The sequence below is a fragment of the Streptomyces sp. NPDC014991 genome (assembly GCF_043080665.1).
Classification (GTDB): Bacteria; Actinomycetota; Actinomycetes; order Streptomycetales; family Streptomycetaceae; genus Streptomyces.
Window position 1 is genome coordinate 1 of the sequence record NZ_JBIBVY010000029.1, and the last position, 22,683, is coordinate 22,683.

Sequence of the window (22,683 nt, forward strand, 5' to 3'; positions counted from 1 at the left end):
CCCACATGCACAACCTCGCCCTCGCCGCATGACCCGACAAGCCCAGCCTCTCGCTTCCGGCTGCTTGATCACGGCCTTGTGCAACACCCTTTAGGCGTCCGCGCCCCGGTCCGCGAATCTTGGGCGGCGGCGGTCTTCCACGGGCTGGGGGGGTCGTTGGGGGGCCTGCGCCGGGGGGGTGACGGGTCTGCCGTCGATGAGTCCGGCCCGGGCCGCGACGACCCCGGCCTGGAACCGGGTCGCGGCGCCCAGCCTGTCCATGATGCTGGAGATGTGCCGGCGGAAAGTCCTGGAGCCCACGCCGATGCGGCGGGCGACGACCTCGTCCTTGAGGCCCTGGGCCATCAGGTTGAGGATTCCGGCGTTGAGGTCGGTCAGCGTCTCCCCGTAGGAGACGGCATCGGCGTCGAAGTCCGTGCCGGCCTGCCAGGCGAACTCGTACAGGCGGTGCAGCAGGGAGATGATCAGTGGCTCGTAGACGGCGATGACGCTGGGGACGTCCTCGTCCGGCTCCTGGTGCGCCACGAACGCCACTTCGGAGCCGACCAGGACCAGGTTGTCGAAGATGTGGTTGGTCGTGCGGACCTGGGCACCCGCGTCGATCATCTGGCGCAGCCGGGCCCTGGTGGTCGTCCTGGCCCGGGCGGAGTGCGGGCACACCAGCCGGATCGGTACGCCGTTCGACGGCATGGGCAGCTCGAACGGTGGAAAGCTCTGGCTCGGCCCGCCGTCCAGGAGCTGCATGGCCAGGACTTCCGAGGTGCAGTTCCGCAGGGAATCGGTCAGGTGGAGCCATGCCTGCTGCGGGTCGAGCAGGGTGACCACTTTGTCATTGTGCTGATGAGTGCGGCGCAGGCTGCTGAAAATACCCGAGAGCGTGTGCAGTCGCTCGTGGATGCTGGCAAGTTCACGTCTTTTGTCGTTGACCGCCCGTTGCAGAGGGATGACCAGTTCGTTCTGCGCGGCGTCCGGGCAGATGGCCCGGTACCTGTCCGACTCCTCGGAGTAGCGCAGCAGCCGCAGGTTGCGCAGCAGGCTCATGGCCTGCTCGACCTCGGCCGGCGGTATTCGCAGCGCGGTCGCCACCTGGGAAATGGTGACGGGCTCGTGCGCCAGGGTGTACTGGTAGATCTGGACGACCAGTTCGTCGTCCATCTCGGAGGCGACGCGCTGGAGCCGGATCTGTCCGGCCGTGTCCGGTATGCCACCGAGAGCGGAGTCCTTCTTCACGACCGACTCCTCCCGGGCACGCTGTTCGTACGCATTCCCTTCTTGGTCGTTCTGATTTCCAGGGCGCGCACCACGACGGACGCGCGGCTCGTGTTGAGTCTCGCCATGACATTGCTCATCAGACGTCTGACGCCTTTCTCGGAGATACTCGGAATGTCGGTGCCCGACGTGCCTGGTGTCCCTGACGGCCGGCACGCTCGATCCAGGGCCGTGGGTCTGCGGCCGGGCCGGCTGCGGAGACGGTGCGAGGGTGTGGTTCCGGGGCGCGGCGGCTTCGGTGATGGTGGGGCGGCCGGTGCGGCTCACCCGTGCCACACCGGCACGGGAACCCATTCATCTTGATCAGAACATGACAGTCTGCTGGGTGATCCCATGCCGTCTCCGGTCACGGGGGGGGTGGGGCGGCGGTCCCCGGGTGGAAAGGCCCGCCGCCCCGTCCGCCGGATGCGACCGCGCATGTCACACGGCCGCGCGTCGACGGGTCAGTCGGTCGGCTGCGCCTGCGGGCGTGCCTCCGGCACGAGAACCTCCGCGGGCTTGGACTTCACCAGCCACAGGCCGGTGAACACCGCGGTGACCAGCGTGGCCGCGCCGGCGACGAGGAAGGCACTGTCGAGACCGGCCTCGAAGGACGCCCCGCTGTCCTCCCGGCTGACGACGATGGCACCGAGCACCGCCACACCGAGCACCGCACCGATCTGCCGGGTGGTGCTGCTGATGCCCGACGCGAGACCGCCCTCCTGCGGGTTGACCGACTGGATGGCGGCGCCCGTCAACGGCGACATGGTCAGGGCGAAACCGACACCGGTGACCGCCAAGCGCCACCACATGTTCGAGTAGGGGGTGTCCGCATGCACGTAGCCCAGGGTCAGCAGGCCCACGCCGGCCACCGCCAGGCCGCTGGTGACCACGATCCGGAAGCCGTACTTCGCGGCCAGCCGGCCCGCGTACGGGCTGACGATCGCCATGCCGAGCGAGATGGGCAGGGTCTTCAGGCCGGAACTCAGGATCGAATCGCCCTGCACGGCGACGAAGAACTGCGAGAAGAAGAAGACCGAACCCATCAGCGCGAAACCGACCATGACCATGGCGGTGTTGGACACCGTGAACAACCGGTTCCGGAACAGTCGCAGTGGCAGCATCGGCGTCGCGGTGCGTCCCTCCACGGCGATGAACGCACCGAGGATCACCACCGCCGCGGCGAAGCTCCCCAGGATGACCGGCGAGGTCCAGCCCTTCGCGCCGCCTTCGATCAGCCCGTAGGTCAGCGCCCCGACGCCGAGGATGGACAGGACCGTCCCCGGGATGTCGATGGCCGGCGCGTTGGGGTTGCGGGACTCGCTCAGGGTGGGCAGAGCGGCCAGCAGCAGCACCGCGCCGATGGGCACGTTGACCAGGAAGATGGCGCGCCAGTCGAAGGCGTCCACCAGGATGCCGCCGGCCAGCGGTCCCGCCGCCAGGCCGGTACCGCTGATACCGGCCCACAGGCCGATCGCCTTGACCCGCTCCTGGGGAACGGGGTACGCGGCGGCGAGCAGGGCCAGCGAGCCGGGGCTCAGCGCCGCGGCTCCGACGCCCTGCAGGACCCGGCCGAAGATCAGCCAGCCGAGCGAGGGCGCGACGGCACAGACCACGGACGCGAGGGTGAACACCACCGCACCCGACAGATACACCCGCTTGCGGCCGAAGCGGTCGGCGAAGACGCCGCCGGTCAGCAACAGCATGGCGACCAGCAACACGTAAGCGTCGACGATCCACTGGAGACCGGATAACCCGGTGTGCAGCTTGTGCTGCATGTCAGGGAGTGCTACACCGACAATAGTGCTGTCGAGCAGTACCATGAACTGCCCTACACAGGCCATGGCGAGCACTACTGCTCGATTCGATCGAACTTCCACGGACACGTGGGAACCCCTTTATGAACTGCTACCGATCTCGATGAATCCCGCGATGAGCGGGAGATGACGCCCGGCGTCAGCGGTGTGACATCGCCACTTCCAGCCATGCGCTGAACTCCCGGTGAGGCACCAGGAGTTCGCCCACCACCTGCCCGAGGTACGCGGCCTGTACCGGGTTCAGCCGGGGATCGCAGACGCTGCGGTAATTCGTGGCCAGGTACGTGTCGTTGACCTGTGTCGCGACACATTCGCTGACGTCGTCACCACTCACCTCCAGGTGGATCCCACCCGGAACGACTCCCGTATCGTTACAGGCGCCGAAGAACGCGCGCAGCTCGGATTCGATATCGCCGACCACGCGCGTTTTCACCCCGGCCGGGCTGACGACCGTATTGCCGTGCATCGGGTCACAGACGACCCGGTCCACCCAGCCCTCCGCCACCATGCGGCTCAGCATGGCGTAGACGAGGTCGTACGCCCGTCGGCGGCCCATACGGAAGATGAAGGCCAGCCGGCCCGGGACGTTGTCAGGATTGAGCACGGCGTGCAGGGCCATCAGGTCCGCCGGGGTGGCGCCGGGCCCGATCTTCACCGCGATCGGATTGGCTATCCCGGCGGCGAAGGCCACATGGGGACCGGTCAGCGATCGCGTGCGCTCGCCGATCCAGAGCAGATGTGCCGAATGGTCGTAGAGCCGGCCCTCGTCCGCGCTGCGGCGGGTCTGCGGCTGTTCGTAGTCGAGCAGCAGTGCCTCGTGCGAGGTGAAGACGCCCGAGTCCGACAGGTAGGTGAGGGTTTTCCGGGACTGTTCGTAGGCCCGGACCATGTTCCAGGGGTCGGCCGTGCGTTTGCCCGGCGCGAAGTCCGCGTCATTGACCGCATCACCGAAGTACGAGGGCAGGGAGACCCCCGCCCGCTGCTCCGACGGCGCCGAGCGGGGCTTCGCGTACTGCCCGGCGATCCGCCCGACGGTCACCACCGACCGGCCGCTCTTCATCTCGATCGCGTCGGCGATGCCGCGCAACAGCGACACGCGGTTCGCCACCGACCGGCGCGTATTGTCCCGGAACGTCTCCGCGCAGTCCCCGGCGTGCAGCAGGAACGCCGGTTCCGCCAGCCGGGCTCGCAGGAGGCGGATGTCCGAGACCGGCACCAGGGGCGCCGACCGGGCCAGTGCCACGCGGGCACGGCGCACCTCCGACTCCACCGGCCAATCCGGCTGATGGTCGCGCTCGTTCGCGGTCGATAACCCGGCAAGCCCCATGAGCAAAACCCCCGTGAAAGCCCTACAAAAGAGGAAGAGCGCAGCCTTGCTGTTACGGCAGTGTGCTATGCAGCGACTCGACAGAACTCTGGCGCAGAATCGCGTCCAGCAGGTGCGGGAAACGGTCGCTCAACTCGTCGGAGCGCAACCAGATCCGTCGGCATCTGCCGTCGACGGCCATTCTGATCACCCCGGCCTCGCGGAGGATCCGCCAGTGACTGCTCAGTGTCGATTTCGGTACTCCCAAACCTTCGACGGTGCAGGTCAGACCGGGGTTGGCGAATGCTCGCCGCACCAGCTCCAAACGCACCGGATTGCCGAGTGCGTACAACACTGAAGCAAGCGTCAGCGACTCGAGAGCAGGCTCGGGTAGCAGGCGCATAGCGGTGACCATAGCACATTGTTCGACAGTCCGGGACTGTCGAACCGTTGTCGATCACCTCGCCCTGCGGGCGTTCCCAGCTGTGGGCGGCGGGATCACCGGGTGGCCGGTTTGTCGATGACCGGCTCCCGGGACCGGTCGGTGGCCGGCTCCTCGGACCGGTCGGCGGCCAGCGCGTCCAGCCGTGTCTGCCACGTCCGTGCGCGCGGCGCCGGCCCGGCCACGGTGGAGGATCCGACCCACTCCCGCACCGGCCGGATGCCGTGCAGCGCGTTGACCGCCCAGGTCTCCAGGCCGGCCAGGTCCTCCGGGCGGGGACACGCGTAGGCGACGCGGGTACGGTGGGCGGCCGCGATCCGCAGGACCGCCGTCCGGGTGACGCTCGGCAGCAGGTCCAGGCGGTCCGCGTCGGGCGCGTACAGGGTGTCGCCTCGCCACCAGAGAACGCTGGTCGTCGACCCCTCGACCAGCCGGCCGTCCGCGGAGAGAAGGAGCGCCTCGTCGGCGCCCCGGCGCTGGGCGGCAGACCGCACCTGTGCCAGCCAGTCCAGGTCGGGGCCCTTCACGGACGGATGCCGCCGCTGGTCGGCGCCGTCGTGCACCCAGACCCGGACGGCGGCACCGCGCGGGGGCGCCGCCCGGAGCCGGAGATGAAAGGCCGGCCCGCCGTCACGGACGGTGAGTTCCATCCGGGGGAACCAGCGGCCGCGTGCCGGGATGCGACGGACCGCGGCGCGCAGGAAGGCGGAGGTGTGTTCCCGCGGTACGGCGAACAACGTGGCGCAGGCGGTGGTGAAACGGTCGAGGTGCGCGTCGAGCGCGACGACCCTGCCGTCCGACACCAGCCAGGAGTCGATGACGTCGACCGGCCCGTCCGGCGGTACGGCGGCGAACGTGCCGTCGGCCTGGGACCAGCACCAGCGCCGGCCGGCACTGCCGGAGCCCGTCACCGCCGGCGCCCGAGGGTCCGCGACGGCAGCGCCCGCAGCGAGGCGCTGGCCTTGAGCAGCATCTCGTCGAGTTCGCCCTCGGGGCTGGAGTCGAGGACGATGGCGCCGCCGGCACCGACGCTCAGCTCGTCGCGGTGGCGCACCGCCGTACGGATCACGATGTTGAGGTCCGCGGTACCGGTCAGCCCGAGGTATCCGAGGGCACCCGAGTAGATGCCCCGGGCCTCGGTCTCGAGGCCGTCGATGATCTCCATGGTGCGCAGCTTCGGCGCGCCGGTCATCGACCCGCCCGGGAAACAGTGCCGTACGCAGTCCACCGCGCTGATCTCCGGGCGCAGCACCCCCCGCACCGTGGACACCAGCTGGTGCACGGTGGCGTAGGACTCCACCGCCATGAAGCTCGGGACGCCGACGCTGCCGATCTCGCAGACGCGGCCCAGGTCGTTGCGCAGCAGATCCACGATCATGAGGTTCTCCGCCCGCGTCTTGGCGCTGTTCGCGAGTTCCGCGGCCAGAGCGGCGTCGTGGGCGGGGTCGGTGCCGCGTGGCGCCGTTCCCTTGATGGGCTTCGTCTCCACCACGCGATCGGCGTCTATCTTCAGGAAGCGCTCGGGAGAGGAGCTGAAGACGGTCACGTCACCGAGTCGCAGCAGTGCCGCGTAGGGCGCCGGGTTGGAGGCGCGCAGCCTGCGGTAGTAGGCCAGATCGTCCAGGTCGAAGGGGACCCGGACCTTGTTCGTCAGACATATCTCGTAGCTCTCGCCGGCGACGAGCTGGCGCCGGCATTCCTCGATGTCGCCCACATAGCCTTCGGGATCGCGGGCCAGCCACGGGCGCGGGTCGACGGTGTCGTCGACCGTCCCGGCCGCGTCCGCCCCATCGCCCTCCCCCGCGGTGTCGGGTCGGCCGAGCAGCGCGACCAGCTCGGCGGCGGTGTCGTCGATCCACTCCTGGGCGGACTTCCTGGTGTCCGGATCGCCGCGGTGCAGGGCGACGACGTAGGTGAGTTCGCGCTCGTGGTCGACGGCGATCAGACGGTCGGCGAAGATCCAGGTGGCGTCGGGTGTCTCGGCGGTGTGCCCGGGGCGGGAGCCGAGGTCGTCCTTCAACTCGTAGCCGAAGTAGCCGACGTAGCCGCTCGTGAAGTCGAACGGAAGCCCGGGGTCGGTGAGCCGGCGCTCGGCGAGCCGGCGCTCCAGGACGTCGAAGACGGTGCCTTTCTCCCGGTGGACGCCCTCGGCGCTCCGCACCAGCACGGCCTGGTCCGCGAGTCGGTAGGTCAGCACCTCGCTGAGCGGCCCCGAGGCGTCGCCGAGGAACGAGAACCGGGACAGTCCGGGCTCGACACGGCTGCTGTCCAGCCAGAAGGCGTACTCGGACAGCGCGAACAGCTGGGTGAACGCCGCCTCGGTGTGCACGGCGCCGGGGACCGTGAGTTCGAGCAGCTCGTAGGCGTCGCCGGCCGGGCCCGCCGGCTGTCCGGCGTCGGCGGACACCGGCGGGCTCTGCTCCGGCTCGTGCGCCGCGTCGCCGTTCGCCGCGGCGCCGGCGGCCGTGATGTCCCTGAAGTTGGCGATGATCTCGCGGCCGTACTCCGAGGCGATGGATTCCGGATGGAACTGCACTCCCCACTGGGGGCGGGTGCGGTGCCGGATCGCCATGACGACCCCGTCCTCCGCCCACGCCGTGGCCTCGATCGCCTCGGGCAGCGGCTCGTCGGCGCACAGCGAGTGATAGCGGACGGCGGTGAAGTCCTGCGGCACACCGCGGAACAGCTCGACTCCCGTGTGCCGGACCTTGGTGAGGTGGCCGTGTCGCGGCTCGGGCGCACGGTCGACCGTCGCACCGGCGGCATGGGCGATCGCCTGATGACCGAGACAGACTCCGAGCACCGGTACGTCCGCTCTGGCCAGGATGTCCCCGACATAGCCCAGATCACGCGGGATCCGTGGGCTTCCGGGGCCGGGCGAGACGACGATGTTGTCGAACTCCGTCAGGTCCAGCGTGGTCAGCGCCGGATCGTCGTTCTTGAGAACGACCGGCTCACACCCGTTCACCTCCGCGATCAGTTGGAAGAGATTGAACGTATACGAGTCGTAATTGTCGATGATCAGGCTACGCATCGGGATTCTCCCAGACGGGACGCCGGCGTACGGCGTCGGCATTGTCACCTATGGGGTGGGTCTGGCGAACTGAGCGTCCCAGGCGGCGCGGTGGTATTCGCGGGGGTCGGGTTCGACTCGGCAGGTGTTGTCGAAAATCATGACCGAGCGGTCCTCGTCGTCATAACGGGACCAGCCGGGGTCGCCTGTCGTGGCGAACCGGATCCAGCTGCCGCGCAGGAAGCGGCCGAGTTCCGCGGGAGCGTCCGGGCCGACCTGGGGTGCGAAGGCGGGATCGTCGAGCTGGTCGAAGAGGAAAGGGACCTCGAGGAAATGGGCGGCGCCGTAACGGCCGTCGAAAGCGGGCGAATCCTGCCAGGTGAACTCGTACGCGTAGGTGTTTCCGCCGGACCGGGCGTGCAGGCGGGTGAGTTCGACGGTGGAACCGCGGAAGACCCAGTTGGTCACCGCTTCGGCGAGTTGTTCGCCGAGCGGGAGATGCCCGTACAGGGAACGCGCGGCGGCACGGCACTCCTCGGAGAGGCCGTAGGAGTTCTGGGCGTCGAGCAGATCCTGCTCGGTCGCCGTGTTGAACTGCCCGTTGCGCATCAGGAAGTAGCGTGACTCGTCGCGATTGGTGCCGATCAGCAGGTCGACGGAGGACGGAATGCGTTCGCTCAGCGCCGAGTCGGTGAACAGGGTGTCGTCCACGACCGGCATGTAGGGGCTGAACCAGTAGGTGTACGGGTGCCAGCGCTGGGCGTCGCGGAAGCGGACGTCCAGGGCGCGCTGCCGGCGGCCCAGCAGTTCCTTGAGCGGGACATCACGCAGATCGGTCTCGACGCCCAGGTCGGCGAGGACCCGCTTGGCGAGCGCGTGCCCCTCCTCCGCCTCGGCGACCACCGACAGACACGGGCTCTGGAGGATGGCCCGGTGGATGAGTCCCTCTCCGGCGACGGTCCTGGCGATCGCCGAGATGATGGCGCTGCCGGAGGAGTTGCCGAAGACGGTGACGGCGTCCGGGTCGCCGCCGAAGGCAGCGATGTTCTCGCGTATCCAGCGCAGTGCGGCGACGACGTCGCGCATGCCCGCATTGGTGGTGCCTCCCGGGACGGAAAGGAATCCGTCGGCGCCGAGGCGGTAGTTCATCGCGACCACGACGACGCCCTCGCGCGCGAAGACCGACCCGTCGGCGCGGGTGGTGGAGGCGCTGCCGGATATGTAACCGCCGGCGTGCACCCAGACCATGACCGGCAGCCGGGCCGCGCCGAGGTCGGGGGTGTAGACGTTGAGGGTCAGGCAGTCGGTCCCCCACGGGTAGAGGGGCGTGGCGTCCACCAGTGAGAAGGTGTTGGGCTGCGGCGCGGCCGGACTGTACTCGAATGCCTCGCGCACGCCGTCCCAGGGCTTCGGAGGCTGTGGCGGCAGGAACCGGTTCTCGCCGAAAGGCTCCGCCGCGTACGGAATTCCCTTGAACGAAATAACGCCCTCGTGGACCCTGCCCGCGACGACACCCGAAGTCGTGGTCGCCAAGGCCGGTTCCCTCACGTTCTCCTGTGCGGCCAATGCTGGTCCCTTCCAGATACGATCTCCCGGCACCGGGGCGTCGCTGGGCAACACTAAGTAGGGGCACCGGCGATCGCAATTGCCGGAAGTGGCTGGCCTCGTTCGGCCACCGGGGGCGCGGGTCACCCGCCGTCGTACCCGGCCGGCATCCGGTCCCACGTCCGCACGCCGGCCGGTCCGGTCCTCCCGCCGTCCGGCGGGTGGCCACATGTGGCCACCCTCTTCTGGTTGTTGCGGGTTTCCACCGCGGAAATCTAGCGTCTTCGCGTCCGAATGTTGGGTGCCAACCGAGGTGAGGAATCGGTGATGGGGGAGCGTACCCAGGTGCTGGTGATCGGCGGCGGGCCGGCGGGCAGCACGGCCGCCGGACTACTGGCGCGACAGGGGGTCCAAGTGACCCTGCTGGAGAGTTCGACATTTCCGCGGTACCACATCGGCGAGTCGATCTTGCCTTCCGTGCTGCCGATTCTCGACCTGCTCGGCGTCCGGGAGAAGATCGACAAGCACGGTTTCGTACGGAAGGACGGCGCGTACTTCGAGTGGGGCCCGGAGAACTGGGACCTCAACTTCGACCACCTGACAGGCTCCGGCCGGTACAGCTACCAGGTGATTCGGTCTGAATTCGACCATATCCTGCTGGACAACGCCGCGGAACTCGGCGTGGACGTGCGGCAGGGCACGAAGGTCACCGAGATCGAATTCGACGAGGGCCGGCCGGTCAAGGCCCGCTGGGCCGCCTCCGGTGACCGCTCGGTCACCGGTGAGATCAGCTTCGACTTCCTGGTGGACGCGACGGGCCGGTCCGGCCTGATGGCCACCAAGTACCTGAAGAACCGCCACTACCAGGAGGCGTTCAAGAACATCGCGGTGTGGTCCTACTGGCGCGGGGTGAAGCCGCTCGAGCGGGGACCGGCCGGCGCGATCGCGGTCTGCTCGGTGCCGTACGGATGGTTCTGGTCGATCCCGCTGCACGACGGCACCCACTCCATCGGCCTGGTGGCCAAGCGGACGACGTTCGCCGCGGAACGGGACCGGCTCGGCAGTGTCGAGAACGTCTACTTCGACGCCCTCGCCCAGTGCCCGCGCATCGCCGAGATGGTGGAGGGGGCGGAGCGGCTGCCCGAGTTCAAGGTCGAGCAGGACTACTCGTACAGCTCGGAGCAGTTCACCGGCCCGGGGTACCTGCTGATCGGTGACGCGGCCTGTTTCCTGGACCCGCTGCTGTCCACGGGCGTGCACCTGGCCACGTTCAGCGCGCTGCTGGCCGCCGCGGCCATCTCCGCGATCGTGGACGGCGAGCTGTCCGAGGAGGAGGCCACCTCGTTCTTCGCCAAGGCCTACCGCCAGGCGTACGAGCGGCTGTTGGTCGTGGTGTCCTTCTTCTACAAGAGCTACAACCGCGAGTCGCAGTTCTTCGAGGCGGACAAGCTGACCCGGCGGGAACGGCACATGCTGAACCTGTACGAGTCGTTCCTGCACATCGTGACCGGCGTCGAGGACCTGGACGACAGCCGGGACGGGACCGCCGCGCTGGACAAGGTGGCCCAGCGCATCCGCACCGAGGGCGACGTCGACACCCAGGGCGGCATCCTCGCCGGCCACAACGAGGCGATGAACTCGATGCCCGCCTCCCCGGAGAAGGCCGTGGGCGGCCTCTACCTCGAACTGGAGCCGAAGCTGCGGATCCGGCGGCTGGTCGCGCCGGCCGTCGAGGCGGAGTGACCTCGCAGCAGAGCGTCACGCTGCTGCTGGTGCTGGCCATGGTGCTGGTGGTGGCCAAGACGCTCGGCCGGCTGCTGGCCCGGTGGGGCCAGCCCGCGGTGATCGGGGAGATCCTGGCCGGCATCCTGCTCGGCCCGACCCTGCTGCCGGGCGCGGTGCACCGCGCGCTGTTCCCGGCAGGTATCCACCTGGTCCTGAGCGCGCTGGGCAACCTCGGGATCGCGCTGTTCCTGTTCCTGATCGGCCAGGAACTCACCCGGCATCCACCGCGACGCCAGACCGGTGCCGTGCTGTCCACCACGCTCGGCTCGATCACGGTGCCCTTCGGCCTGGCGTGCCTGCTGGCCGTGACCATGGACGCGCCGTCCGGCGGCCGGACGGTGGGGTACGCCCTGTTCCTGGGTACCGCGATGTCGGTGACCGCGTTCCCGGTGCTGGCCCGGATCGTCCGCGACCGCGACCTGCTGGGCACCCCGGTGGCCGGCATCTCGCTGGCGAGCGCCGCGGCCGGTGACCTGCTGGCCTGGTCGATGCTGGCGGTCACGACCATGCTGGCCTCCGGCCGGACCCAGTGGCGGCTGCTGCTGGTGATCCCGCTGCTGGGCCTGCTGTTCGGGGCCGGCCGGCCGCTGCTGGCCAGGTGGGCGCGGTGGCGGGTGCGGCAGGCGCGGACGCGGGAGCCGTTCGTGATCGCGCTGGCCGGGCTGCTGGCCTGTGGCGCGGCGACCGAGTGGCTGGGTCTGCACTTCCTGTTCGGCGCGTTCGTGTTCGGCCTGATCATGCCGTCGGAGCCGGGCGGGCTGTGTGAGCCGGCCGGCCGCCAGCTGGGGCTGGTGACCGAATACCTGCTGCTGCCGGTGTACTTCGTGGTGGCCGGTGCACAGGTGGACCTCTCCCGGCTCGGGGCGTCCGGGCCGGCCGAGTTCGGGGCGATCATGCTGGTCGCGGTGGGCGGCAAGTTCCTCGGTGCGACGGCCGGCGCGCGGTGGGCCGGGTTCGGCTGGCGGCGGTCCGCGGTGCTGGCCACCCTGCTCAACACCAGAGGGCTCACCGAACTGATCATTCTCACCACCGGGCTGCAACTCGGCCTGCTGGACCAGCGCCTGTACTCGCTGATGGTGCTCATGGCGGTACTCACCACCGTGATGGCCGGCCCCCTGCTGCGCGTTCTGTACCCCCCTCGGCTGGTCGCACAGGACCGGGACCGCACCGGGGCGCCGGTTGCCGGCCGGTCACCGGTCACCGCCGGACCGGCTGCCGGCAGCGTCAGAGCCTGAACGACCTCGAATGGAGTGGCAGACACATGGTGAGCGAGCTGATCAATTCCGACGACCGTTTCCTGAAGATCCTCGACCGGCTGACCACCAAGTCGATCGACGACTACTACAACCCCTACCGGCTGTTCGAGTGGCCGGAGACCCTGCCGGACGACATGTGGTGGATGAGCCCCGAACTGACCACCACCCACGGCACCTCCGTCGCCGGGCGCCTGTCCGAAAAGGAGTTGTACGCGCTCTCCAAGTTCGAGAGCATCAACTTCTACAGCCTGAACGTGCACGGCATCCGTGAACTGCTCATCGAGGTCACCCGGCGCATCCACACCAAGGGATTCGAGACGCCGTCGGAGTTCTTCCACCATTTCATCGGTGAGGAGAACGAACACATGTGGTTCTTCGCCGAGTTCTGCCTGCGCTACGGCGGGAAGATATACCGGCAGCCGGCCGGGGCGAGCGCGGAGATCCCGAAGTCGGACGTGGAGAGCCTGCTGGTCTTCGCCCGGATCCTGATCTTCGAGGAACTGGTCGACCACTTCAACTCCCGGATGGCCCTGGACACCGGGCTGCACGAGACCATCCGGGCCATCAACCGGATCCACCACCAGGACGAGTCCCGGCACATCGCGTTCGGCCGAGAGCTGGTCACCGCGCTGTTCGCCGACGTGAAGCGGACCGCGACCGAGCAGGAACTGGCCGACATCGGCGACTATCTGCGCCGGTACATGACCTACAGCTTCGAATCGCTGTTCAACCCGCACGTCTACCGGGACGCCGGTCTCGCCGACCCGCTGGCCGTACGCGAGGAACTGCTGACGTCGCCCGCACGGGCGGCTTTCGAGCAGAGCATCTTCCGCAAGACCTCGAAATTCCTCGAGAAGATCGGGATCATCTGATGACCGCCCATGCCGCATCGGTCACGCGCACCGACGCGCTGGCCATTCTCGACCCGGACCAGACCGATCTGCTCCGCGAACTGGACGGCGTCTTCACCGGCTGGGGCCGGAGCGCCGGCGCCCGGGAGATCCTGCCGCCGCCGGTGTACCCCGTCGAGGACCTGGCGAAGTTCGACGTCTACACCAACTTCCCGCACCTCGCCCTGGTCGCGGCCCCGCTGGAGCTGGCGGGCGGCCCGGCGGAGCCGGCGGACGGGCGGTTCACCCCGGCCGGTCTGCGTGAGGCCCGGCTCGGCCTGCCGCACGCCACCTGCTTCGGCGCCTACCTGTTCTACGAGGACGCCGAGCTGGCCCAGGACACCCTGGTGACCCTGGTGAACCGGTGTTTCCGCAACGAGGACCACTACGTCCCGCTCCGCCGGCTGGCCAGCTTCCAGATGCGGGAGATCGTGGCACTGGGCTCCTACGACCACACACAGCGGCTGCTGGCCGAGTTCACCGAGCGGATCACCGCGTTCGGCGCGGCGCTGGGAGTGGATCTGGAGCGGGTGGCGGCGACCGACCCGTTCTTCGAGAACGACGGCGCGCGGGCGCTGCTGTCCCGGCTCAGCCCGGTCAAGTACGAGTTCCAGGCCGGTGACCTGGCCATCGCGTCCGTCAACACGCACCGGAACTTCTTCGGTGAACGCTGCCGCATCCGGCTCGCCGGCGAATCCGGCTACGCGTACACCAGCTGCGTGGCATTCGGGCTGGAGCGCTGGCTGGCCGTGCTGCTGGACGCTCACGGGAGCGCGCCGCAGGCGCTGGCGGCGGTCCGGGACGCCGCCGCGCGGCTGCCGTGACGGTGGAGGGCCGGGTCGGCATCGACATGGTCCCGTTCAGCCGGGTGCGGGAGCTGGTGCACGACGAACTCCTGCTGGCGCGGATGCTCTCCGCGGAGGAGATCCGGCTCTGCCGCGATGACACCGGTCCCGACATCCCGGGCATCGCGGGCCGGCTCGCCGCCAAGGAGGCGGTGTTCAAGCTGTTCCACACGGTCGGCCAGACCCTGCCGTGGCGCGGCATCGAGATCCTGACCGCCGACGGCGGCCGGCCGGTGGTGCGGCTCGCGGGCCGGGCCGCCGAACTGGCGCGACGCGCCGGTATCGAGCACATCGCGGTGAGCATCACCCACGACGAACCCTGTGCCGTGGCGGTGGCGTTCACGGCGGGCAACCCAGAGAACAGGAGTGCAGATGGCAGCGACAGGGATTGACGAAGTCCGCAACTGGATCCTGAAACGGCATCCGGAGCGCCAGACCATCGACGCCGAGGAGAACCTGATCCAGACCCGCCTGGTCGATTCGCTGACCTTCGTGGAGCTGGTCTACGTGATCGAGAACGCGACCGGCGTGGAGATCGACTTCGACAACATCGACATCCAGGACTTCCAGACCCTGGCCGCGATCGAGAAAGCATTCTTCGTCGCGGCCTGACCAGCACCAGGAGAGAGGCATTTCATGGAAGCCGTCTCGTACACGGCCCAGTGGACGGCCGCGGCGCGGGCGTTGGAGACCGAACGCGGCGACCGGGCGATCTTCGCGGACCCCTTCGCCCGCGAGCTGGCCGCCCCACGCGGATTCGACCTGCTGGAGAAGAACCGCGGCAGCGGACTGACCACGTTCATCGCCATCCGCACCCGATACCTGGACGAGAGCGTCGAGCAGATCCTGGCGGACAGCGACATCCGCCAGATAGTGTTCGTCGCCGCCGGCATGGACACCCGCTCGTTCCGGCTGGACTGGCCGGACGACGCGACGGTGTACGAGGTCGATTTCCCGGCGCTGCTGGAGGAGAAGCGCCGCCGGCTGACCGCGCTGGCCGCCCGACCCAGGGTGGCCCGCCGTGAGGTGGCCGTCGACCTGCGCCGGGACTGGCTGCCCGACCTGGAGCAGGCCGGTTTCGACCGCGACCTGCCCACGCTGTGGGTCGTCGAGGGACTGCTGTTCTTCCTCACCGAGGAGCAGGCGACCAACCTGCTGCGCTCCCTCGGTTCGGCCTCCGCGCCGGGCAGCTGGCTGGGCGTGGACTTCGTCAGCCAGGCGCTGCTGCGCAGCCCGTTCTCCCGCGACTTCCGCCGCAAGCTGGAGGAGGACGGCACGCCGTGGCTGTTCGGCACCGACGAGCCCGAGGAGTACCTGGCCTCGCTCGGCTGGAAGGCGCGCGACGTGAAGGAGCCCGGCGAGCCGACCACCGCGCACGAGGACTGGCCGTTCCAGGTCCAGCCCCGGGACCGGAAGGGGCCCTCACGCAGCTGGCTGGTGCGCGCCGAGTTCGTGGGGGGCTGAGCGCCGGGACCTGACCGGGACCCCGTCCGTCCGAATCCCCCTCGAGCCTGTTCGCGAGGTGCCCGGTCCCGGCTGTTCCGACCGCGTTCCGGCTCGAGGTTTTCCCCTGTCAAGCGAAAGAGATCCGGTCAGAGGGAGCGATCAGTATGGCGACCGATAGCGGGGAATGGTGGGCGGCAGCGGGCGGCTACGTGGCCGAACTGCTTTCCGTGCTCGCGAAGGAACCGGAGAAACCGGTGCTGCACCACCGCGGTTCCTGGATCACCGGGGGCGCGCACCTCAGCTCGGTGACCGGGATCTACCGCGCGCTGCACGAGTGCGGGGTGGGCCACGGCACGGTCGTCGCCGTACTGACCGCGCCCAACAGTCCCGACATACTCGGGGTGCGGCACGCGGCCCACCTGCTCAGGGCGGCCGTCGGGCACCTGCGGTCGACCAACCCGGGGTCGAGCACGGCCATGCTGTCGGCCGACGACCAGCTGGAGATCCTGCGGACCACCGGGGCAGCGGTCCTGTACGCCGACCGGGACAGCGCCGACCGGGCGGCCGAGCTGGCGCGGCGGGCCGGTGTCCCGCTGATCGGGCCCGGCGTGCCCGGCGCGCGGGAGGTCACGCCCGGCGACGATCCGGGTCCGGCCCGGCCGGTGCCGTGGTCGCCGGAGGACCTGGCGGCCATCGCGTTCACCAGCGGCAGCACCGGGCGGCCCAAGGGCATCAGGAAGTCGCGGCGGTCCTGGGACAGCGTGGTGTACGGCACGATCGCCCTGGGCCGGGAGGCCGAGCGGATCACGGCACTGATCGGCACCCCGCTGAGTCAGACGGTCGGCCAGCTGGCCGATGCCGCGCTGATCGACGGGGGCCGGCTGGTGCTGCTGGAGGAGTTCGCGCCGGATCCCTGGATCCGGGCGGTGAACGAGCACGCGGTGACCCGGACCTTCATGGCCACCAGTCATCTGTACCGGCTGCTCGACCGCCTCGAGGAGCGGGGGCTGCGTGATCCGGCGGCCGCCGGGCTGGCCGGCCTGCGCCGCATCGACTACGCCGGGAGCCCGGCGGCGCCGGCCCGGCTCGCCGAGGCGGTGAAGCTGTTCGGGCCCAGCCTGTTCCAGCAGTACGGCACCTCCGAGAGCGCCAGGATCAGCTGCCTGCTGCCGGAGGACCATGCCGACCCGGAGCTGCGGGCGACGGTGGGGCGGCCGTTCCCCGGTGTCGAGATCGGCATCAGCGACCTGGAGACGGGCGCCGCGCTGGACGACGGGCAGGTCGGCGAGGTGCGCGTGCGGTCCCCGCACGTCATGGACGGCTACCTCGACGAGGTGCTGACCGCGCGGGTGCTGCGCGACGGCTGGTACCACACCGGCGACATCGGCTACCGCGACGAGCGCGGTTATCTGCACCTGCTGGACCGGGTCGCCGACATGGCGAAGATCGACGGGGTCAAGGTGTACCCCACGGTGGTCGAGCGCGCGATGCTGACGCTTCCCGGGATCGCCCAGGCGGTCGTGTACGGCTTCCTGGGCAAGGACGGTATGGAACATCTGCACGCCGCGATCACCCTGCGGCCGGGCGCCTCGGTGGCCATCGACGCGGTGCGCGGACACCTCGGCAACATACTCTCGCCGGCGCACGTCCCCGAACAGGTGCTCGTCCTCGACGAGATCCCTCTGAACGCGGCTGGAAAGCCCGACAAGCCGCGCCTGCGACTGGAGCACGCGTCGCACGCCTGACAGCAGGCAGGACCCCAATCCGCAGCACAGATTCGGAGAACCATGCCCACGCATCTGGAACACTTCACGGCCGAGGTCACCCCGGCGCAGACACCCACGCGTACGTTCCTCGAGATCAGCAGGCAGGCCGGCAACTTCCCGACCGCCATCGCGCGCGTCCCCGAGGGGAGCGCCGAGGTGAGCGTGTGGTGCAGCAACGACTATCTCGGCATGGGACAGCATCCGCTGGTGCTGGCCGCGGTGCACGACGCGGTGGCCAAGTTCGGTGCCGGTTCCGGTGGTTCGCGCAACATCGGCGGGACGAACCACCGGCACGTCGAGCTGGAGCGGGAGCTGGCCGACTGGCACGGCAAGGACGCCGCGCTGCTGTTCACCTCCGGCTACACCGCGAACGACGGTGCGCTGACGGTACTCGCGGGAACCCCGGACAACACCGTGGTGTTCTCGGACGAGCTGAACCACGCCTCGATCATCGACGGGCTGCGGCACAGTGGCGCGACCAAGCGGATATTCCGGCACAACGACGTCGGGCACCTGGCGCGGCTGCTCGCCGACACCGACCCGGAACTGCCGAAACTGATCGTGCTGGAGTCGGTCTACTCGATGTCGGGTGATGTCGCCCCGCTCGCCGAGATCGCCGACCTGGCGCGGCGTTTCGGAGCGACCACCTTCCTCGACGAGGTGCACGCGATCGGCATGTACGGGCCCGAGGGCGCGGGTATCGCGGCGCGCGAGGGCATCGCCGACCGGTTCGACATCATCATGGGCACGCTCGCCAAGGGCCTGGGCACGGTGGGCGGTTACATCGCCGGTCCCAACGGGCTCATCGACTACGTCCGGGCCGCCTCCCGCGCGTTCGTGTTCACCACCTCCCTGCCGCCGGCCACCGCGGCGGGCGCGCTGGCCGCGGTGCGGCATCTGCGCGCCTCCGAGGTGGAACGGCAGCGGCTCGCCGAGAACGCCCGCCTGCTGCACCGTCTGCTGGACGATGCCGACATCCCCTACAAGTCCTCCGACTCGCACATCGTCTCGGCGGTGGTCGGCGACGACGCGCTGTGCAAGCAGGCGTCCGCGCAGCTGCTCGACCGGCACCGCATCTATGTGCAGGCCATCAACGCCCCCAGCGTGCGCGAGGGTGACGAACTGCTGCGGATCGCGCCGTCGGCGACCCACACCCCGACGGATGTGAAGGAGTTCGCCGAGGCGCTCGCCGGGATCTGGCGCGACCTGGGCATCCCGACCGCCTCCGTACGGCGGGGATCGTCCTCGCCCGTGAAGGAAGTGGTGTGACCCGACCCCTGGCCGCCGTGCTCGCCGACACAGCGGCACGGCGGCCGGACGCGCCGGCAGTGGTCTTCGAGGACACCCCCGTCACGTACGGGCTGCTGTGGGAGCGCGCCCGCAGTTGCGCCGCCGAGATGCGCCGGCACGGGATCGGCCCCGGTGACCGGGTCGGGCTGCTGCTGCCCAACAGCCCGCACTTCCCCGTCGCGTACTACGGCACGCTCGCACTGGGCGCCACCGTGGTCCCGATGAGTACGCAACTGCGGGCCGGCGAGATCGAGTTCGTGCTCGCCGACAGCGGCGCACGCGCGCTGGTCTGCGCCGCGGCGACGCTGGACGAGGGTGCCAAGGCGGCGGCCACCACCGGTGCCACGCTGTTCACGGTCGGCGTCGAGAACGCCGACGGGGTACGGCTGGACCCACCCGAGCCGGCTCCCCCCGTCGCCGAGCACTTCCCCAGCTCCCCCGACGACATCGCCGCCATCCTGTACACCTCGGGCACCACCGGCCGGCCCAAGGGCGCGATGCTCTCGCACCGCAACATCGTCACCAACATCGAGGTGACGGCCGTCTCGCCCTTCGCCGTCCAGTCCGATGACGTACTGCTCTGCAGCCTTCCGCTGTCCCACACCTTCGGCCAGACCTGCGTCATGAGCGTGGCCTTCCACGCCGGCGCGACGGTCGTGCTGATGCCGAGGTTCACCGCGCCCGCCGCGCTGGCACTGATGGCCCGGTACGGCTGCACCGTGTTCATGGGCGTGCCGACGATGTACCACGCGCTGCTGGAGGCGGTGCCGGACGGCACGCCCGCGCCGCGGCTGCACCGGGCGTACAGCGGCGGTTCGGCGCTGGCGGTGCCGGTGCTCGACAGGGTCGAGGAGGTGTTCGGCTGTCAGGTGTACGAGGGGTACGGGCTGACCGAGACCTCCCCCTGCGTCGCCTACAACCAGCCGGGACAGCTCACCCGGCCGGGCACCGTCGGGACACCGATCGCCGGCGTCGAGGTCGGCATCGCCCGGGCCGGTCTCGAGGACCGCATCGAGCTGCTGCCCGCAGGCGACGTCGGCGAGGTCGTGATCCGGGGCCACAACGTGATGTCCGGATATCTCGGCCTGCCCGAGGCGACGGCCGCCGCCCTCGTCGACGGCTGGTTCCGCTCGGGCGACCTGGGTGTGCTGGAGGCGGACGGCTGTCTGCGCCTGGTCGACCGGAAGAAGGACATCGTCCTGCGGGGCGGCTACAACGTCTATCCCCGTGAGGTCGAGGAGGCGCTGCTGCGGCATCCCGCCGTCGAGCAGACCGCTGTGATCGGGATCCCGGACGACCGTCTGGGCGAGGAGATCTGCGCGGTCGTCGTGATCCGGCCGGAGTTCACGGCAGGCCCGGCGCTGGCCGCCGACATCGTCGCCTGGAGCCGGGACCGGCTGGCGGGCTACAAGTACCCGCGCCGCGTCGAGTTCACCCGGGCCCTGCCCACCGGGCACAGCGGCAAGGTGCTCAAGCGCCTGCTGGTGCAGCGCTACGCGTGACGCGCGCTCGCGAGGTCAGTGGGCCGCACCGGGAACGGGCGGGGCGATGACGCCCGCTCCGGTGCCAGCTGCCGGTCACAGGCCCTCCGGTACGCCGAGTCCGGTGAGGGCGCCCACCGGATCGAGGTCGGGGGTGCCACGGGGCCACCAGTCGTCCTGGCCGGGCTCCGACTCGTAGGCGTACCACGAGCCGTCGCGGCCCAGGCGGATCTGGACGTGGCCGCGCGGGTGGGTGAGGCGGTTGCGCCAGGGGCGGAACGCCGGGAGGTCGGCGGCGAGCAGCAGCGGACGGGCCCGGTCGAAGCGGCCGGCCGGCGGATCCCAGGGCTCCTCCAGGACGGCCAGCCCCTCCGCGCCGCCCTGCCGCCAGGCCGCGACGGCCCGCGCCAGGTCGGCCGGGGTGCGGCCGGCCGCGCCGGCCAGCGTGGCGTACAGCGTGCGGGTGCCGGCCGTCAGCCCGGAACCGGGACGGGCCGCGGCGAGACGCACCGCGTCCTGCCACAGGGTCAGCCCGCCGACCGGATCGCGTCCCGTACCGAGCAGCGCGTGGGCGCGGGCGGCGGCGTCGGTAGCCAACTGGTCCAGCGCGAAGGGATCCGGGCCGCCGGGCGCCGACGGATACACCGGAGGCTGCTCAGGATGCGGCGGCACCGGCAACGCCGGGGGCAGCGGCGGAAGCCGGCGCGGTGCGAGAGCGTCCGCGGCCCGGATGCCGGGCAGGGACTCCGGCTGCCGGTCCTGGGCGGCACGGGCCGCGCGGGCGGCGCTGCGCCGGGACAGTGCGTCGAGCAGCTCCTTCTCACCCCGGCCACGGAGCAGGAGCAGCACGAACGGGTCGGCGTCGAGGAGGCGGGCCGTCTGGTAGCAGAGGGCCGCGGCGTGTTTGCAGGGGTGGCCGGAGTCGGGGCAGCTGCACCGGGGGGCGAGGTCACCGGGGCCGGGCAGCAGGCCGACGCCGCAGTCGGCGAGGGAGTGGGGCAGTTCCTTGTCGAGCAGCGCCGCGATGTGTCCCGGCCGGTCGGCCGCCACGTCCAGGAAACGCTCCCAGTCCTCGTCCTCCAGCGTCCGCAGCCGCACCTGTACGCGGTAGGGACGGGGGCGGCTGCCGCGCACGTACGCCAGCACCAGCCCCGGGGTGACGGTGATCGCGTCCACGTGCCCCTGGTCCGCGTAACCACGGCCACGCGCCAGCCGCTCGGGATCCAGCGCCCCCTGCTCCAGCGCCTCCACCCAGGCGTTGCCCCACCAGGTCCCCGCGAACGACTCCCCGTCCCCGCCGGCCTCCCGGGGCCCGAACGCCGCGAACGTACGCCGCAGTTCGGTGTCCCGGTGGGGGGTGGCCATGGTGGCGGGCACCTGCGCCGCGGCGGGCTCGCGAGCCACCGGTGCGGCAGGCGCGGGCTCAGACGTCCAGAGGGCGGGCGCCGGTGAGAGGGGCGTGGAGGCCGGAGCCGAGGGAATGGCCGGGCGTGCCCCCGGCGGAGGCGATGCGGTCGGGGGCGCGGGCGGGGACGCCGAAGACGCGGGGGCCGGGGAGGCGGGCGTCGAGGGCACGGGCGGGGAGGTGGACGTCGAAGTCGGCGGGGCGGGCGCGCGCACCGCGGAGGCGGACGCGGGCCTGGAGGCCGGTGCCGGTCGCACGGGCGCCACAGGCGTGGAGGCCGGAGGGGCCGCCGGCGGCGTGGCCGGAGACGCCGAAGCGGGCGGCTCGGTGGGTGCGGTCGTGGCAAGGCCGGGCCCCCGGGACCCCACCGGCCCACCGGACTCACCCGATTCCCCGGGCTCCGTCCCCTCCTCCGGTGTTTCCGCCCACGTGGGCATCCGGAAGGCGTTCGCCAGGTAGTGCCGCATGTCCTGTACGGCCCTGGTCCCGGCGCCCGCGCTGCTCTCCCCCGGCGCGGACGGGGAAGCCGGGCCCGAGGGACCGGAACGCGGCGGGACGCGCCGCCCACCCCGGTGCTCCCCCGCCTCCGCGCGCAGCGCCTCCCGCCGGGCCGCGCGCAGCGCCTCACGGGCGACGTCACCGGGACGCCTGCCCGCGGCGCCGGCCGAACCCGCCCGGGACGCCGAACCCGCGGCCGACGGCGCCACGCCGCTCTCCCGGCGCGTGGCGACGGCAGCCCTGAGCGCCGCGCGCGCCACATCAGCCGCCTCGGACTCACCCCCACCCGAGTGCGCCGCCCGGTCCCCCTCGCCCGCCTCCGGCTCACCGCCGGCCGGATCCGACGCGAGCGCGCCGTCCCCCGCCTCGGATTCCCCACCACCCGGCTCCGTCCGGTCGCCGTCACCCGCCCTCGGCTCATCCCCACCCGGCAGCACGCCTCGCTCTCCCCCAGCGGCCTCCGGCTCACCGCCGCCCGGAGCCACCGCACGCGTCCCCTCGCCCGGTCCCGGCTCGACCGCGCCGGAGGCCTGCGTGGCTTCCGTGGCCGGGTACCGGGCCGGATCGGTCGGGGGCCGGGTGTCGGCCTCGGCACGGTTCCTGGCCGCCCGCAGGGCCCGGCGGGCGGCGTCGCCGGGGCGGTCGGCGGC

The 22,683-nt window shown here is 70.7% G+C and carries 18 protein-coding genes; 10 read left to right on the forward strand and 8 right to left on the reverse strand.

Annotated features, from left to right (window positions below):
- Nucleotides 1-90 precede the first annotated feature (90 nt).
- The 7 genes from ACF1BE_RS31530 to ACF1BE_RS31560 form a co-directional block, all read right to left on the reverse strand.
- The gene (locus ACF1BE_RS31530; RefSeq protein WP_392202414.1) at nt 91-1,230 is read right to left on the reverse strand and encodes a response regulator transcription factor; all 1,140 of its coding nucleotides are present in this window, start codon (nt 1,228-1,230) and stop codon (nt 91-93) included.
- Nucleotides 1,231-1,712: 482 nt separating this feature from the next.
- Nucleotides 1,713-3,092, reverse strand: coding sequence for an MFS transporter (locus ACF1BE_RS31535; RefSeq protein ID WP_392202415.1), 1,380 nt, complete (start codon nt 3,090-3,092; stop codon nt 1,713-1,715).
- Between the two features lie 112 nt (nt 3,093-3,204).
- Entirely contained in the window at nt 3,205-4,392 is a 1,188-nt protein-coding gene (locus ACF1BE_RS31540; RefSeq protein WP_392202416.1) for a 3-deoxy-7-phosphoheptulonate synthase, read from the reverse strand.
- Nucleotides 4,393-4,444: 52 nt separating this feature from the next.
- Complete coding sequence (locus ACF1BE_RS31545) at nt 4,445-4,774, reverse strand: ArsR/SmtB family transcription factor (protein ID WP_392202417.1); 330 nt, start codon at nt 4,772-4,774, stop codon at nt 4,445-4,447.
- 95 nt (nt 4,775-4,869) lie between these two features.
- A complete protein-coding gene (locus ACF1BE_RS31550; protein WP_392202418.1) occupies nt 4,870-5,724 on the reverse strand; it encodes an aminotransferase class IV in 855 nt (284 codons plus the stop codon).
- Entirely contained in the window at nt 5,721-7,847 is a 2,127-nt protein-coding gene (gene pabB, locus ACF1BE_RS31555) for an aminodeoxychorismate synthase component I (RefSeq protein WP_392202419.1), read from the reverse strand. Before pabB ends, ACF1BE_RS31550 begins: the two co-directional genes overlap by 4 nt.
- 48 nt (nt 7,848-7,895) lie before the next feature.
- A complete protein-coding gene (locus ACF1BE_RS31560) occupies nt 7,896-9,359 on the reverse strand; it encodes a carboxylesterase/lipase family protein (RefSeq protein ID WP_392202420.1) in 1,464 nt (487 codons plus the stop codon).
- A 339-nt stretch (nt 9,360-9,698) separates the two neighbouring features.
- On the opposite strand from ACF1BE_RS31560, the gene ACF1BE_RS31565 reads away from it, so the two are divergent.
- The 10 genes from ACF1BE_RS31565 to ACF1BE_RS31610 all read left to right on the forward strand — a co-directional run bounded on the left by ACF1BE_RS31565 (nt 9,699) and on the right by ACF1BE_RS31610 (nt 20,151).
- Nucleotides 9,699-11,114, forward strand: a complete 1,416-nt coding sequence (locus ACF1BE_RS31565; RefSeq protein ID WP_392202421.1) for an NAD(P)/FAD-dependent oxidoreductase — start codon at nt 9,699-9,701, stop codon at nt 11,112-11,114.
- Nucleotides 11,111-12,391, forward strand: a complete 1,281-nt coding sequence (locus tag ACF1BE_RS31570) for a cation:proton antiporter (protein WP_392202422.1) — start codon at nt 11,111-11,113, stop codon at nt 12,389-12,391. The genes ACF1BE_RS31565 and ACF1BE_RS31570 overlap by 4 nt, the downstream gene beginning before the upstream one ends.
- 26 nt (nt 12,392-12,417) lie before the next feature.
- Nucleotides 12,418-13,284 carry a diiron oxygenase gene (locus ACF1BE_RS31575; protein WP_392202423.1) on the forward strand — a complete coding sequence of 289 codons (867 nt, stop codon included), beginning with the start codon at nt 12,418-12,420 and terminating at the stop codon, nt 13,282-13,284.
- Nucleotides 13,284-14,126, forward strand: coding sequence for a hypothetical protein (locus ACF1BE_RS31580; RefSeq protein ID WP_392202424.1), 843 nt, complete (start codon nt 13,284-13,286; stop codon nt 14,124-14,126). Before ACF1BE_RS31575 ends, ACF1BE_RS31580 begins: the two co-directional genes overlap by 1 nt.
- The gene (locus ACF1BE_RS31585) at nt 14,123-14,539 is read left to right on the forward strand and encodes a holo-ACP synthase (RefSeq protein WP_392202425.1); all 417 of its coding nucleotides are present in this window, start codon (nt 14,123-14,125) and stop codon (nt 14,537-14,539) included. The genes ACF1BE_RS31580 and ACF1BE_RS31585 overlap by 4 nt, the downstream gene beginning before the upstream one ends.
- Nucleotides 14,520-14,759, forward strand: a complete 240-nt coding sequence (locus tag ACF1BE_RS31590; RefSeq protein ID WP_392202426.1) for a phosphopantetheine-binding protein — start codon at nt 14,520-14,522, stop codon at nt 14,757-14,759. Before ACF1BE_RS31585 ends, ACF1BE_RS31590 begins: the two co-directional genes overlap by 20 nt.
- Before the next feature lie 24 nt (nt 14,760-14,783).
- On the forward strand, nt 14,784-15,611 hold the full coding sequence (locus tag ACF1BE_RS31595; RefSeq protein WP_392202427.1) for a class I SAM-dependent methyltransferase: 828 nt from the start codon (nt 14,784-14,786) through the stop codon (nt 15,609-15,611).
- A 146-nt stretch (nt 15,612-15,757) separates the two neighbouring features.
- Complete coding sequence (locus ACF1BE_RS31600) at nt 15,758-17,338, forward strand: class I adenylate-forming enzyme family protein (protein ID WP_392202428.1); 1,581 nt, start codon at nt 15,758-15,760, stop codon at nt 17,336-17,338.
- Between the two features lie 42 nt (nt 17,339-17,380).
- On the forward strand, nt 17,381-18,628 hold the full coding sequence (gene hemA, locus ACF1BE_RS31605; RefSeq protein ID WP_392202429.1) for a 5-aminolevulinate synthase: 1,248 nt from the start codon (nt 17,381-17,383) through the stop codon (nt 18,626-18,628).
- Complete coding sequence (locus tag ACF1BE_RS31610; RefSeq protein WP_392202430.1) at nt 18,625-20,151, forward strand: long-chain fatty acid--CoA ligase; 1,527 nt, start codon at nt 18,625-18,627, stop codon at nt 20,149-20,151. Before hemA ends, ACF1BE_RS31610 begins: the two co-directional genes overlap by 4 nt.
- Before the next feature lie 75 nt (nt 20,152-20,226).
- Here ACF1BE_RS31610 and ACF1BE_RS31615 read toward each other — a convergent pair whose 3' ends face one another.
- Nucleotides 20,227-22,293, reverse strand: coding sequence for an SWIM zinc finger family protein (locus ACF1BE_RS31615; RefSeq protein ID WP_392202477.1), 2,067 nt, complete (start codon nt 22,291-22,293; stop codon nt 20,227-20,229).
- Nucleotides 22,294-22,683 lie beyond the last annotated feature (390 nt).